Origin of the sequence: Pseudomonas fluorescens (assembly GCF_000968015.1) — a bacterium.
GTDB classification, from domain to species: Bacteria; Pseudomonadota; Gammaproteobacteria; order Pseudomonadales; family Pseudomonadaceae; genus Aquipseudomonas; species Aquipseudomonas fluorescens_W.
On the sequence record NZ_LACH01000033.1, the window covers coordinates 98,101 to 112,321 of the forward strand.

Below are 14,221 nucleotides of genomic sequence, written 5' to 3' on the forward strand. Positions count from 1 at the left end.
CTCCTACACAGCTCCTACAGGTTGGAGGCGGGGATGACTTCCAGCACGCGGATCACACCCGCCTCGGGATAATGCCAACGTACGTCCAGGTCCCAGAATTGCGCACCATATTCCCGCTCAGGTGTAGGAGTCTGATACGCCGGACGTGGGTCTTGTGCCAGGCATTGCTCGATCAGCTCCACCAGTGGTTCTTCAAGGCGCTGAGCGTGGCCGTGAGCCTGTTGCAGTGCTGAATCCATCCACTGCACGGGAATCAGCTGCGGCGCAGCGCTGGCGATGCTGTTGGAGGCCGTATCGATGATGTCGGCGTAAGGCACGTAGGGTTTGATGTCGAGAATCGGTGTGCCGTCCAGCAGGTCGATGCCGGATATCCACAGGCGATTGGCTTCAACCTTGTCTAGTTTGACCACTGACTGGCCGATGCCATTGGGGCGATGCGTCGCGCGGGTGGCGAACACGCCCATGGATTTGTTACCGCCGAGACGAGGAGGGCGGACTTTCAGCCGTGGCTTTTCTTCCAGTGCCTGATGAAACAGGAACAGCAGCCATACATGGCTGACCTGTTCCAGACCTTGCACCGCTTCGCCCTGATCGAACGGCGCCACCAGTTCCAGTACGCCGCGAGCGGCCGGGGCCAGTTGCGGCTGGCGCGGGATGGCGAACTTTTCCTTGAAGCAGGAACGCACGAAGCCGATGGGAGAGACGCTGTAGGTCATGGTTTGGGGTCAAGGCGGGGGATTAGGGCGGCATGATAACCCGATCGACCATTGCATCGCTGGCGTCTGTCAGTCCGCCATCGCGAGCAAGCTCGCTCCCACAGGGTTCTCGAGCGAGCACACAATGTGTGTCCACCACAAAACCTGTGGGAGCGAGCTTGCTCGCGATTTGCCGCACCGCCGATCTAGAGACTAAACCCACCATCCAGCGGAATGATATTCCCGGTCATGTAAGCCCCGGCCGTACTCGCCAGACTGATCGCCAGCGCCGCCATCTCTTCCTCCCGTCCCCAGCGTTTCATTGGAATCAACGCCGTGTCGTCGGCCAACGCCTGCTCATCATTGCCGATGTGCTGCGTCATCTTGCTCGGAAAACGCCCCGGCGCGATGACGTTGACGTTGATGTGCTGGCTTACCAACTCCCGCGCCAGAATCCGCGACAGTTGATGCAGGGCAGCCTTACTCGGTCCGTAGGCATAAGCCTGTTCACCAAAGGAAGAAATGCCTGCCACCGAGCCGATATTGATAATTCGCGCCGGATTCGCTGCCGAACCGGCCTTGCGCAGCAGCGGCAAAAACTGCTGAATGCAGTTGAACACCGAGGTCACGTTCAGTTGCATGACCTTTTCCCAGCCCTTGACCGGGTAGCTCTCCAGCGGCGCACCCCACGTGGTGCCGGCGTTGTTCACCAGAATATCCAGATGAGTGATCTGCTCGCCCAGTCGCGTAGTCAGCTCATGTACGCCTTCTTCGGTGGCCAGGTTGGCCGCTACTCCGTGGCAGCGCCCGAACGCGCTCAACTCGTCAGCCGTTTGCTGACAGGCTTCGGCATCCCGGGCGCACACGTACACAGTGGCGCCGGCCTCGACAAATGCCTTGGCGATCATTTTGCCGATACCACGGGTGCCGCCGGTCACCAGAGCGGTGCGACCTTGCAGGGAAAAGTACGGGTGCATGGCGAATCCTGAGAGCTGAGGGTCAATACACCCTAGTCGTCAGCCGCCAGAAGCGGAGCCACTATTTTTGCGAGGAATGAGGGTCTATACAGCCTTGTAGGAACTGTGTAGGAGCTGTCGAGTGCAACGAGGCTGCGATCTTTTGATCTTGTTTTCACAATCAAAGTTAAAAGATCGCAGCCTCGTTGCACTCGACAGCTCCTACACAGTAGATCCGCGGCGCGCGCTTACTGCGGGCGAACGCGCAGGGTCAGGCCCTTGAGGAAGTTGCGCAGCAACTGGTCGCCGCACGGGCGGTAGTTGGTGTGGCCGAACTTGCGGAACAGCGCGCTCAGCTCAGGCTTGGACACCGGGAACTCGGAGGCCTTGAGGATGGCGTGCATGTCGTCTTCTTTCAGTTCGAAAGCCACACGCAGTTTTTTCAGGATGATGTTGTTGGTCACCGGCACTTCGATCGGCTGCGGCGGACGGCTTTCGTCCTTGCCGCGCTTGAAGATCACCAGGCCATCGAGGAAGTGTGCAATGACTTCATCCGGGCAGCGTACGAAGCCTTCCTCGTCTTCCTCTTTCTTGTCGAGGTACGTCACCAGGTCTGCCAGGGCCAAGTCCATGCCGCCGAGCTTGATGATCTCGATGACTTTCTTGTCGCTGATGTCGAGCATGTAGCGCACGCTGCGCAGTACGTCGTTATGAATCATGGTGTGCAATCCTGATATTCAGCAGTGGGCGCCGCGTCAACAGCGGCGCCAAAATGTGTGGCGGCGTGAAAAGTCTTAGAACTTCTCTTTGCCGGACAGGTAACGCCATTGGCCCAACGGCACTTTGCCGATGGACACGCCGCCAATGCGGATGCGGCGGATGGCGACAACCTTCAGGCCTACGGCCTGGCAGAACAGGGCGATGACGCCCGGTTGTGGGTTCTTCATCGCAAAACGCAGGCGGTTTTCGTTCTGCCAACTGGCTTTGACCGGCGGCAGTTCCTTGCCCTTGTAGGTCAGGCCGTGGTTCAGGCGGTTGAGGCCGTGAGCCACCATGTCGCCTTCAACTTCGACCACATACTCTTGCTCGATCTTGGCGGAGTCGGCAGTGAGTTTGCGCAGGATCTTCCAGTCCTGAGTGAACACCAAAAGACCGCTGGCGTTGGCTTGCAGGTCGGTGCTGGCGGTCAGGCGCAGGAAGTGGCCCTTGAGCGGACGTTTACTGAAGCGGTGTTCTTCGCTCAAGGTCTCGGCGCTGATCGTTGCCATGGCCGTTTCCGCGTCCATGCCCGCCGCAACGTTGAACAGGATGGTCACCGGCTCCGGCGCGGTGGCCTTGGCCTCCGGGTCGAGCTCGACTTTCTGGTTCTCGACCTTGAACTGCGGCTCGTCGATGACTTCACCGTCCACGGTGACCCAGCCGCCCTCGATGAACAGCTCAGCCTCCCGACGGGAACAGCCGACGAGTTCGATGAGGCGTTTGGAGAGACGAATCGGGTCAGTCATGACAGGGCCGTAACAAAAAAGGGGTGGGCATTGTACCTGCGTGGCGCCGGTTAATCCCGGCTCCATTTGCTCCGCGTGGCTTTTTGTAGGAGTGAGCCTGCTCGCGAAAGCGGTAGTTCAGTCAATTTATCTGTTGAATGACACACCGCAATCGTCGGAACGCCGCCCGGAGCCGGCTCACTCCTACACTTGGTCCGTGTTGTGTCAGCCGTGTTGTGAGCATTGCTGATTTTGGCGCAAACGCATGTGCAGCAATGGATAAGGCTGGCCCATGCCATCGACTTCCGAACGGCCAATCACCTCGAAGCCCTGTTTGAAGTAGAAACCCAGGGCTTGCGGGTTTTGTTCGTTGACGTCCAGTTCATCGGCATTCAGGTGTTCCATCGCATAGCGTAGCAACTGCTTGCCCAGGCCCTGACCGCGGTGAGCCGGGTCGATGAAAAGCATTTCAATCTTGCCCGCCGCAACCCCGGCGAACCCGGTGATGCGCTGGCGCGGGTCTTTGGTGCAGATCAGCATCACCGCATCGAGGTAGCGCGTCAGCACCAGGTTTTTCAACAGTTCGATGTAGCTGTCCGGCAGAAAGTCATGGGTGGCGCGCACCGAGGCTTCCCAGACCTGAGTGAGCTCTTGGTAGTCGCTCTGTTTCGGCGTGTGGATGACCGAATGTTGGCGCATGGCCGGCTGCCCCTTTTGCAGTTGATGATGCGAATCCTTTCTCCCACAAAACGATAGACGTAAAAAAGCCCCGCATCTCGTCAAGAGAGCAGGGCTTTTCGTATTTTTTGCGTTTAGATCTGTTCAGCCCACAGGTCGTATTCGTCGGCGTCGGTCACTTTGCACCAGACTTTATCGCCTGGTTTCAGGTTGCTGCCGTTGTCGATGAACACGTTGCCGTCGATTTCCGGGGCATCGAAGAAGCAGCGGCCGACTGCGCCTTGCTCGTCGACTTCATCGACCAATACTTCGATTTCACGGCCAACACGCATTTGCAGACGAGCCGAGCTGATGGCTTGCTGGTGCGCCATGAAGCGATCCCAGCGGTCTTGCTTGACGTCGTCCGGCACGATGGCCGCGTCCAGCAGGTTGGCCGGTGCGCCTTCGACTGGCGAGTACTGGAAGCAGCCGACGCGATCGAGTTGCGCTTCAGTCAGCCAGTTCAGCAGGTACTGGAAGTCTTCTTCGGTTTCGCCAGGGAAGCCGACGATGAAGGTCGAACGGATGATCAGGTCCGGGCAGATTTCGCGCCAGTTCTTGATGCGCGCCAGGGTCTTGTCTTCGAAGGCCGGGCGTTTCATCGCTTTCAGGATTTTCGGGCTGGCGTGCTGGAACGGGATGTCCAGGTACGGCAGGATTTTCCCGGCGGCCATCAGCGGAATCAGCTCGTCGACGTGCGGGTACGGGTAGACATAGTGCAGACGAACCCAGACGCCGAGGGTGCTCAGGGCTTCGCAGAGTTCGGTCATGCGGGTTTTTACCGGCGCGCCGTTCCAGAAACCGGTGCGGTATTTCACGTCGACGCCGTAGGCGCTGGTGTCTTGCGAGATCACCAACAGCTCTTTGACGCCGGCCTTGACCAGGCGCTGAGCCTCGTCCAGTACATCACCGACCGGACGGCTGACCAGTTTGCCGCGCATCGACGGGATGATGCAGAAGCTGCAGCTGTGGTTGCAGCCTTCGGAAATCTTCAGGTAGGCGTAGTGGCGCGGGGTCAGCTTGATGCCTTGCGGCGGCACCAGGTCGATCAGCGGATTGTGATCCTGACGCGGCGGCACGGCGTCGTGCACGGCGTTGACCACTTGCTCGTATTGCTGCGGACCGGTCACGGCCAGCACGCTTGGGTGCACCTTGCGAATGTTGCCTTCTTCGACGCCCATGCAGCCGGTCACGATGACCTTGCCGTTTTCCTTGATGGCTTCGCCGATCACTTCCAGAGACTCAGCCTTGGCCGAGTCGATGAAGCCGCAGGTGTTGACCACCACGACATCGGCGTCCTCGTAAGTGGACACGACGTCATAGCCTTCCATGCGCAGCTGGGTAAGGATGCGCTCGGAGTCGACCAGTGCTTTGGGGCAACCCAGGGATACGAAGCCAACTTTTGGATTGGCCGGCGCAGGAGTGGTGGACATGTCTAACCTCGGTATTTGTGACGCCTCCAGCCGAAGACGGCAAGGCGACAGACGGGCGCTTGGCGTCCTGCCTCGTGAATACGCTGCTTTTTGACGAGTGACTGTAGTTGCCAGGCAAGGCGCCGCGCCGAGTCATAGCTTGCTATGGCGAGAAGCGGCAACGCAGTATGGCAACAACAGGCGCCGTCAAAAAACAGCAGTATTCGCGAGGCAGGACGCTTAGCCTCTGATCAAAAAGTGCGCAATTCTAGCGATGAGAGGCGCACTTGACCAGCTTTATGCAGGGAAATACGACGAGTGCTGCGCTATGCTTCGCGCCTTTACGCTTTACCGATTTTTTACAGTCAACAAAACGTCTGTAACAGTGAGTAAAACAGCGCATGCTGCACGGCAAAGCATAGTGCTTCTTCCAAAGAAGTCCGGTCTGGTAGTAGGAGTGGTGGATGGGTCAGGCAAGTAGTCAGGCGGCGGGTGCCGAGCATTCGGCGGCGAAGCCGATCGGCATGCTGGTCGCGGCGGTCGGGGTGGTTTATGGCGATATCGGCACGAGCCCGCTGTACACCCTCAAAGAAGTGTTTTCCGGTGGCTATGGCGTGCCCGTCAATCATGACGGGGTGCTGGGAATTCTGGCGCTGATCTTCTGGTCGCTGATCTGGGTTGTGTCGATCAAGTACATGATGTTCGTACTGCGTGCCGACAACCAGGGCGAAGGCGGGATCATGGCCTTGACCGCGCTGGCTCGGCGGGCTGCGGCCGGGCATCCGAAGTTGCGCACTTTGCTGGTGGTCTGCGGGCTGATCGGCGCGGCGCTGTTCTATGGTGACAGCATGATCACGCCGGCGATCTCTGTGCTCTCGGCGATTGAAGGCCTGGGACTGGCTTTCGAGGGTATCGATCATTGGGTGGTGCCACTGTCGCTGATCGTGCTGGTGGCGCTGTTCCTGATTCAGAGTCACGGTACAGCGCGAATCGGCATCCTGTTCGGGCCAATCATGGTGACCTGGTTTGTGGTGCTGGGGGCGCTGGGTGTCTACGGCATCATGCAGCATCCGGAAGTGTTGAAAGCGATGAACCCGGTCTGGGGCGTGCGCTTCTTCGTTGTGCATCCGGGCATGGGCGTGGCGATTCTCGGCGCGGTAGTGCTGGCCTTGACCGGTGCCGAAGCGCTGTACGCCGACATGGGCCACTTCGGTCGCAAGCCGATTGCCCGTGCGTGGTTCATTCTGGTGCTGCCGGCGCTGGTGCTGAACTACTTCGGCCAGGGTGCGCTGCTGCTTGGTGACCCTGAAGCTGCTCGCAACCCGTTCTATCTGTTGGCACCGAGCTGGGCGCTGATTCCATTGGTAGGATTGTCGACCATGGCCACGGTGATTGCCTCCCAAGCGGTGATTTCGGGTGCGTTCTCCCTGACCCGTCAGGCGATCCAGCTCGGTTACATTCCGCGCATGCACATTCGGCACACCTCCAGCGCCGAACAAGGCCAGATCTACATTGGCGCGGTGAACTGGGCGCTGATGGTCGGCGTGGTGTTACTGGTGCTGGGTTTCGAATCTTCCGGTGCTCTGGCTTCGGCCTACGGCGTGGCAGTGACCGGGACCATGCTGATGACCAGCATTCTGGTGTCGGCGGTGATACTGCTGCTGTGGAAATGGCCTCCGGTCCTCGCGGTTCCGGTGTTGCTAGGATTCCTCTTGGTAGACGGTGTGTATTTCGCCGCCAACGTGCCGAAAATCGTGCAGGGCGGTGCATTCCCGGTGATCGCCGGTATCGCCCTGTTTGTGCTGATGACCACCTGGAAGCGCGGCAAGCAACTGCTGGTCGATCGTCTCGACGAAGGTGGATTGCCGCTGCCGATCTTCATCAGCAGCATCGCCGTGCAACCGCCGCATCGCGTTCAGGGCACCGCCGTGTTTCTGACCGCGCGCCCCGACGCCGTGCCCCATGCGCTGTTGCACAACCTGCTGCACAACCAGGTGCTGCACGAGCAAGTGGTACTGCTGACGGTGGTGTACGAAGACATCCCGCGTGTGCCGGCTTCACGGCGTTTCGAGGTTGAATCCCACGGCGAAGGCTTCTTCCGGGTGATCCTGCACTTCGGCTTCGTCGACGAGCCGGACGTGCCGCAAGCGCTGAAGCTGTGTCATCTCGATGACCTGGACTTCAGCCCGATGCGCACCACCTACTTCCTCAGCCGTGAGACAGTCATCGCCTCCAAACTCGAAGGCATGGCCCGCTGGCGTGAGGCGCTGTTCGCCTTCATGTTGCAGAACGCCAACGGCAATTTGCGCTTCTTCAATCTGCCGTTGAACCGAGTGATTGAACTGGGGACGCAGGTAGAGATGTAAGCAACATCAAAAAGCCCCCGTTGCCTTGTGGCAGCGGGGGCTTTTTTGTAGCTGATGATTTCGAATCCACTGAGAATCCCCTGTGGGAGCGAGCTTGCTCGCGATAGCGGTCTGTCAGTCGACATCAATGGTGACTGCTGGTCCGTCATCGCGAGCAAGCTCGCTCCCACAAGGGATCTTCATTGCCTTCAGGGGATTGCGCCGGCCACAAAAAAGCCCCCGCTACCGCAATGGCAACGAGGGCTTTTTTTCAGCGGGACTCAGATCACTCCTGAGCCGCCGTTTCCTTCGCTTGACGCTTCTCGATCACATCCACCAACCGCTGCGCCAGGGCCGGGTAGTTCTCGTCGAAGTGATGGCCGCCAGGCAGTTTCATTGCCTCACCCACCGCGGTCTTGTCGGTGCAGCCACTCTCGTCGACTTCTTCTTCACCGTAGATGCACACCACTTTTTCCGGCGGCAGCTTGGCCATTTCCGGGCCGGTGGCGGCTTCTTTGCCGGCGTTGCCGAGCCAGCCTTCGACTTCGATTTCGAAGCTGCCGGTGCGGGCGAAGGCCAGCAGGATGATCGCATCGACTCGTTGTTGTTCCGATGGCTCCAGGCGGTTGTAGATTGCAGGCAGGACGTCGGCGCCGAACGAGTAACCGGTCAGGATGAAGCGCTTGGTTCCCCATTTCTGCCGGTAGTGTTGCATCAGCTCAGCCAGGTCCAGGGCGCTTTGCTCCGGGCTCTTGTGCTGCCAGTAGTAACGCAAGGTGTCGATGCCGACGACCGGGTAGCCGATCTTGGCCATCTCGCCCGCGACGTCGCGGTCCAGGTCGCGCCAGCCGCCGTCACCGGACAGGAACAGGGTCACGGTGTCCTTGGCTTGGCCAGCGGGCACTTCGACCACCGGGATCTGCAAGCCGCCAGCGGCTTTGTCGCCACCGACGAGGATCTTGCGCAGTTCGTTGTTCAGCACTTGCGGCAGGTTGATGTCGTAGTCACTGATGCTGGTTTCGGCGTTGGGTTGGTCGCGTACGAAACCGGCGCTGGTGTCGTCCGGGTTGTCGTTCCAGGCTACCAGCCAGTGCCCATGAGCGGCACTTTTCGGTAGCAGGTGAGTGCAGCCGGGTTTTTCCAGCGCCAGGTCGACGGAGACGGCCTGAGCCTTGTCGTCCTTTTGCTCGGACAACCAGCGCCACGCCAGCACGGCGCCAGGGCCGATCCCGCTGACCAGGGTCGCCGGGCCTTTGAGTTCTCTCAGGGCCGATTGCAGGGCGCGACTTTGCAGCAGGCAGTCTTTGGGCAGGATCACCTGAACAATCTGAGCCGAACCACTGCGGCTCAGGGTCATCAACTGTTTGTTGCTCAGCTTCTGGTCTTCATTGACCGCCACCAGCACTTGGGCGCGTGGTGTGTTGCCGGGGATGACACGGGTCATCACGGCGCCATCGGCCGGCGTCAGCTGTTCGAGGGTCGGCTCGGGTGCCGGGCGTTTCAGGTACCAGTAACCGCCACCGAGAATCAGGGCCAGCACTACCAGTGTGGCCAGTACGTACCGCAAGGAGCGTTGAATCATCAGCGTTTCACCAATCCAGTCAAGCCGCCTGCAATCAGGGCAGCAGTATCGGCCAGGGCAACCAGCGGATCGAGTCCGGCGGGCACGGCCATATAACGGGGTTCCCAGTCAGGCTGGAATTTGTCTTTGAAGCGACGCAAGCCTTGGAAGTTGTAGAGCTGCTCACCACGGCGGAAAACCATCGAGCCCAGACGCTGGGTCAGTGGTGCGCCACGACGGGGTTGCAACCCCGACAACGGCACCATGCCCAGGCTGAAGCGCGCGTATCCATGATTTTTATAATGTTGAATCAGGCCGACCATCATGAACTCCATGGTCAGCTTGGGGGCATCCGGGTGCGCGCGCATCAGATCGAGGCTAGCCAAATCATGGCCGTAAGTCTCGAGCAGGTTGGCGAACGCCACCGGGCGCCCTTCGAAACGAATCACCGCGACGCGGAAATGCTTGATGTAGTCATCACTGAAACGGCCGAGCGAGAAGCCTTTCTCGCGCACGTTCTTGCCGGTCAGCCAGGCATCGGAAATTACCTTCAGCTCGTCCATCGGCGCATGGCCCGGCTCGAAGATCTCCAGCGACAGGCCATCGCGAGTGCCACGGTTCCAGGTGTAGCGCAGGTCTTTCATCTCTTTGCCTTTGGCCTCGAGATCAAAGCGAAGCAGATCGACCCGGGCTTCTTCACCGAGCTTGATTGCGGTCAGGCCGATGTCCATGTAGTACGGCAGGTTCTCGGCGCGCACTTGATAGAACACAGGGCGGGCGTGGTGGATGTCGCAGAGGTCGCGGAACTGCCAGATCATTTCCGCCCGTTGCTGGGTCGGGCCGATTGGGTCATACAAGGCCACCAGGCTGCGACCACGGCGGGCGTACATCAGGAACGCCTCGTCATTGGGGTGAAACAGCAGCGCCTTGTCACCGGTCAGGGCGAGGCCGCCATCCGGTTGGGCGGAGGCCATGAGGATCTTTACCGCGCGGCCCAGTTCATCGGGTGTTGGCAGATGGATCACCGGGCGCGCGGTGCGCAGCAGCCAGGTCAGGGATACCACCACCAGCAGCACGGCGGCGCCGAGCAGCGAGCGCAAGCCCCGCGGGGCATCGGCGTCGAGGGTGAACTGCCACCAGAGCTGATGGCTGTACGGAACGTCTTGATAAGCGAATAGCAGCAACCAGATCGAGGCGCCAAGCACGCACAGGCTGGAGGCCAGATAGAGAGGCGAAAACGGCACTTCAGTCAGGCGGCTGGGCCGGTAGAACGAACGTCGGAAAACACCCAGCAGGCTCGCGGTCAGAATCAGCAGGCAGGCTTCTTCCCAGTCGAAACCCTTGAGCAGCGAGAGCAGGGCGCCGACCAGCAAAAGAATAGTGGTTAGCATACACGCGGCGGACAGCCGACGGCGCAGGCCTTGAGCGAGCAACAGGCAGAGTACGCCGACCAGGCTGGCGCCGAAGTGCGAGGCGTCGACCAGTCGGTGCGGAATCAGAAAGCCGATGTGCTCCAGGCGCGTGTCGATTTCCGGGGTCACGCCGGAGAACAGCAAAACAACGCCGGACAGAAACACCAGCACCGCCAGGATCGGCGCGGCCAGACCGGAGGCTGCACGCAGTGTCTGGCGTGTCTGAAACAGGCGCTGACCTTCATTGATCAGCAAGAACACGCACGCCACCAACAAGGGCAGCACGACATAGATCAGGCGATAGAGCAGCAGCGCGGCGGCCAGTGGGGCAGCGCCGAGTGTGTCGGCGAAGGCGGCCAGCAGGATCGCTTCAAATACGCCGACACCGCCGGGCACATGGCTGAGCACGCCAGCGGCCAGGGCCAGCAGGTACACCAGCAGGAACGCACCGAAGGGCGGAGCTTCCGGCAACAACAGATAGAGCACGGTCGCAGCGGCTGCGACGTCCAGGGCGGTGATGACCAGTTGCAGGAAGGTCAGGCGGCGGCCGGGGAGGCGCAAGGTGCGGCGCCCGACCTTGACCAGCAGGTTGTCCGGGGAAGGCTGGTCCGGAAGGCGACGGCGATAGATGCCGATGGCCAATACGCTGAAGAGCAGCAAGACGGCGGCGGCAACGATGCCCAGCAAACCTTCGGACAGTCCCAGGGCAGCCGAGGCCGCCGGCAGGTTGCTAAGGGTCGCCAGGGCGGCCAGTGGGGGCAGGGCGCAGCCGAGCGAGAGGCTGGCGAACAGCGTCATGTGAGCGACGTCCGATGCCCCCAGGCCATGACGCGCATATAAACGGTAGCGGACCGAGCCCCCCGAGAGCATCGAAAGGCCGATGGCATTGCCGATGGCGAATGCGGTGAACCCACCCAGGGCCAGGATTCGCGGCGCCAGTGTCACGCCTGCGTAGCGGCTGGCGGACCATTCGTAACCCAGCAGAATGATGAAGCCGATCACGGTCGCCGCCAGTGCACCCAGCAATGCCGGTTTCGGAACTTCGAGTATCGAGTCGTGCAAAGCGTACAGGTCGAGTTCGCTCAGCAGATGACGACAGGCAATCAGCGCGATAGCGAATAACAGCAGTGTGACCGCCAGGCCGATGGGCTGACGATATTTGCTGACCAGATCCAGCAAGCGCAAACGCTCGGCCTTGATCGGTTGTGTCGCTGTGACGGTGTCTTGTGGATCAGACGAGTTGGCGCGCATCAATCACCTCTTGGATTGTGCGCGACAGGATGGGGGTATCCAGCCAAGTTACCAATCCCTGTAGAAAAAAATAATCACAAATATTAACGCCTCTCACCGGGTATCGGCGATGGGGCGCCATCAATCGTAGAGGCTTCTGTCTGTGGCTCAGCATAGTCTGGGCTCAGAGCATGGGGATCCCGAACGGCTCGCTACACAGTGGCAGATCATTGTTGCGAAAGGACTTTTTCAACAGATACAAAAAAGGCCACTCTTTCGAGTAGCCTTTTTTGATGTTTGGTTGCGGGAGCCGGATTTGAACCGACGACCTTCGGGTTATGAGCCCGACGAGCTACCAGACTGCTCCATCCCGCGTCTGTGTGGCGGCATTCTACAGGCGAACGCCGGAGTGTCAACCGTTAATCCGGAATAGGGTCAAATAAGCGTAACTGAGCGGCGAACGGTCGTGAGGGAGACTTAAGTTTCGGAATCAGAAGGATTTCTCATTTCTGCGCCGTGAGAAGTGCCCGCTCGTTTCCATGCTTGTTTTTACAAAAGAGACGCGCACAAAAAAGGCCACTCTTTCGAGTAGCCTTTTTTGATATTTGGTTGCGGGAGCCGGATTTGAACCGACGACCTTCGGGTTATGAGCCCGACGAGCTACCAGACTGCTCCATCCCGCGTCTGTGTGGCGGCATTCTACAGGCGAACGACGGAGTGTCTACCGTTAATCCTGAATAAGGTGAAATAAGCGTAAATGAGTGGCGAACGGTGGCGGGGGAGACTTAAGTTTCGGAATCACAACGATTTTTCAATCCTGCACCGTCAGCCGTTACCGGCTCTTTTCTATCTCGTGTTTACAAAAGAGACGCGCACAAAAAAGGCCACTCTTTCGAGTAGCCTTTCTTGATGTTTGGTTGCGGGAGCCGGATTTGAACCGACGACCTTCGGGTTATGAGCCCGACGAGCTACCAGACTGCTCCATCCCGCGTCTGTGTGTCGGTATTCTACAGAGGAACGGTGGGCTGTCAACCTTCAGTCCAGAGAAAACCTCTTCCCGTTCAATCGCTTAGCTTGAAAATAGCACAGGGTGATTGTCTGTAACGCCTGCGTGGCAAGGCTTTCAGTTTTATCGGGTGAAGCTTTTCGATTAAGAAAATAAATTCATCGGCACTTTTCCTACAAGTAGAAAAGAACATTCAGAGTACTGGTGCTATATACAGGTGTCAGTGAGATACTGCCAATCTGACTCGCCAATACGCCATTTCTTCACCATGAACACTGCATTTATATGACGCAGCGAAAAATCATCCACGTTGATTGTGACTGCTTCTACGCCGCCATCGAGATGCGTGATGACCCGCGCCTGGCCGGGAAACCTCTGGCAGTGGGTGGTTCTGCGGATCGACGTGGCGTGATCGCTACCTGCAATTATGAAGCGCGGGCTTATGGGGTGCGCTCGGCCATGTCTTCCGGACATGCCTTGAAGCTGTGCCCGGACCTGACCATCGTCAAGCCGCGCATGGATGCCTATAGAGAAGCCTCTAAGGAAATTCATACGATCTTTCGCGATTACACCGACTTGATCGAGCCGCTTTCGCTGGATGAGGCCTACCTCGACGTGTCGGACAGTGCGCATTTCGGTGGCAGCGCCACGCGAATTGCCCAGGACATTCGCCGTCGCGTCTCTAATCAACTGCACATCACCGTTTCGGCTGGGGTGGCGCCGAACAAGTTTCTGGCCAAGATCGCCAGCGACTGGAAGAAACCCAACGGCTTGTTCGTCATTACGCCGGATCAGGTCGAAGATTTTGTCAGTGGTTTGCCGGTGAGCAAGCTGCACGGCGTTGGCAAAGTGACCGCGGACAAATTAGGCAGGCTTGGCATTGTCGATTGTTCGCATCTGCGCGAATGGGACAAGTTGGCACTTGTGCGCGAATTCGGCAGCTTCGGCGAGCGACTCTGGAGCCTGGCCCGTGGGATCGATGACCGGTTGGTGCACAACGACAGTCGTCGGCAGTCGATCAGTGTCGAAAACACCTACGACGTCGACCTGCCGGATCTGGTGAGCTGCCTCGATAAATTACCCGAACTACTGGAAACCCTGGCCGGCCGCATGGCGCGAATCGACAGCAGCTATCGACCGGGCAAGCCGTTCGTCAAAGTGAAATTCCATGACTTCACCCAGACCACTCTGGAGCAGGCCGGGGCAGGGCGGGATTTGGGGAGCTATCAGTTGTTGCTGACCCAGGCGTTCAATCGCGGCGGCAAACCGGTGCGGTTGCTGGGGATTGGGGTGCGGCTGGAGGATTTGAGGGGCGGGTTTGAGCAGATGGAGTTGTTTGAGCGGTAGTTCAGAGGTGAATGTCAGGGCCTCTTCGCGAGCAGGCTCGCTCCCACAGGTATTGC

At 59.3% G+C, this 14,221-nt stretch carries 10 protein-coding genes and 3 tRNA genes; 2 read left to right on the forward strand and 11 right to left on the reverse strand.

What is annotated here, in order from left to right:
- Positions 1 to 14 precede the first annotated feature (14 nt).
- From tsaA to rimO, 6 genes are all read right to left on the reverse strand, one after another.
- Positions 15 to 716 (reverse strand): tRNA (N6-threonylcarbamoyladenosine(37)-N6)-methyltransferase TrmO, encoded by a 702-nt coding sequence (gene tsaA / locus VD17_RS15830; protein ID WP_046054603.1) that lies wholly within the window; start codon positions 714 to 716, stop codon positions 15 to 17.
- Between the two features lie 185 nt (positions 717 to 901).
- A complete protein-coding gene (locus VD17_RS15835) occupies positions 902 to 1,672 on the reverse strand; it encodes an SDR family oxidoreductase (RefSeq protein ID WP_046054604.1) in 771 nt (256 codons plus the stop codon).
- 227 nt (positions 1,673 to 1,899) lie between these two features.
- Positions 1,900 to 2,370 carry a DUF1456 family protein gene (locus VD17_RS15840; protein WP_046054605.1) on the reverse strand — a complete coding sequence of 157 codons (471 nt, stop codon included), beginning with the start codon at positions 2,368 to 2,370 and terminating at the stop codon, positions 1,900 to 1,902.
- Between the two features lie 75 nt (positions 2,371 to 2,445).
- Positions 2,446 to 3,156 carry an rRNA pseudouridine synthase gene (locus VD17_RS15845; RefSeq protein WP_033058947.1) on the reverse strand — a complete coding sequence of 237 codons (711 nt, stop codon included), beginning with the start codon at positions 3,154 to 3,156 and terminating at the stop codon, positions 2,446 to 2,448.
- Between the two features lie 204 nt (positions 3,157 to 3,360).
- Positions 3,361 to 3,834 (reverse strand): GNAT family N-acetyltransferase, encoded by a 474-nt coding sequence (locus VD17_RS15850; protein WP_046054606.1) that lies wholly within the window; start codon positions 3,832 to 3,834, stop codon positions 3,361 to 3,363.
- Between the two features lie 113 nt (positions 3,835 to 3,947).
- A complete protein-coding gene (gene rimO / locus VD17_RS15855) occupies positions 3,948 to 5,285 on the reverse strand; it encodes a 30S ribosomal protein S12 methylthiotransferase RimO (RefSeq protein ID WP_008153968.1) in 1,338 nt (445 codons plus the stop codon).
- A 443-nt stretch (positions 5,286 to 5,728) separates the two neighbouring features.
- Between rimO and VD17_RS15860 the strand changes: the two genes are divergently transcribed.
- Entirely contained in the window at positions 5,729 to 7,630 is a 1,902-nt protein-coding gene (locus VD17_RS15860) for a potassium transporter Kup (RefSeq protein ID WP_046054607.1), read from the forward strand.
- A gap of 265 nt (positions 7,631 to 7,895) precedes the next feature.
- On the opposite strand, the gene VD17_RS15865 is transcribed toward VD17_RS15860, so the two are convergent.
- The 5 genes from VD17_RS15865 to VD17_RS15885 all read right to left on the reverse strand — a co-directional run bounded on the left by VD17_RS15865 (position 7,896) and on the right by VD17_RS15885 (position 12,803).
- Positions 7,896 to 9,191, reverse strand: coding sequence for a virulence factor family protein (locus VD17_RS15865; RefSeq protein ID WP_046054608.1), 1,296 nt, complete (start codon positions 9,189 to 9,191; stop codon positions 7,896 to 7,898).
- Positions 9,191 to 11,833: a bifunctional lysylphosphatidylglycerol flippase/synthetase MprF gene (gene mprF / locus VD17_RS15870; RefSeq protein ID WP_046054609.1), complete on the reverse strand. Its 2,643-nt coding sequence runs from the start codon at positions 11,831 to 11,833 to the stop codon at positions 9,191 to 9,193. The genes VD17_RS15865 and mprF overlap by 1 nt, the downstream gene beginning before the upstream one ends.
- A gap of 277 nt (positions 11,834 to 12,110) precedes the next feature.
- Positions 12,111 to 12,187, reverse strand: a tRNA-Met gene (locus tag VD17_RS15875).
- Positions 12,188 to 12,418: 231 nt separating this feature from the next.
- Positions 12,419 to 12,495: transfer RNA gene (locus VD17_RS15880), tRNA-Met, on the reverse strand.
- Between the two features lie 231 nt (positions 12,496 to 12,726).
- A tRNA-Met gene (locus tag VD17_RS15885) sits at positions 12,727 to 12,803 on the reverse strand.
- A gap of 300 nt (positions 12,804 to 13,103) precedes the next feature.
- Between VD17_RS15885 and dinB the strand changes: the two genes are divergently transcribed.
- Positions 13,104 to 14,165, forward strand: a complete 1,062-nt coding sequence (gene dinB / locus VD17_RS15890) for a DNA polymerase IV (protein WP_008153950.1) — start codon at positions 13,104 to 13,106, stop codon at positions 14,163 to 14,165.
- Positions 14,166 to 14,221: the final 56 nt, after the last annotated feature.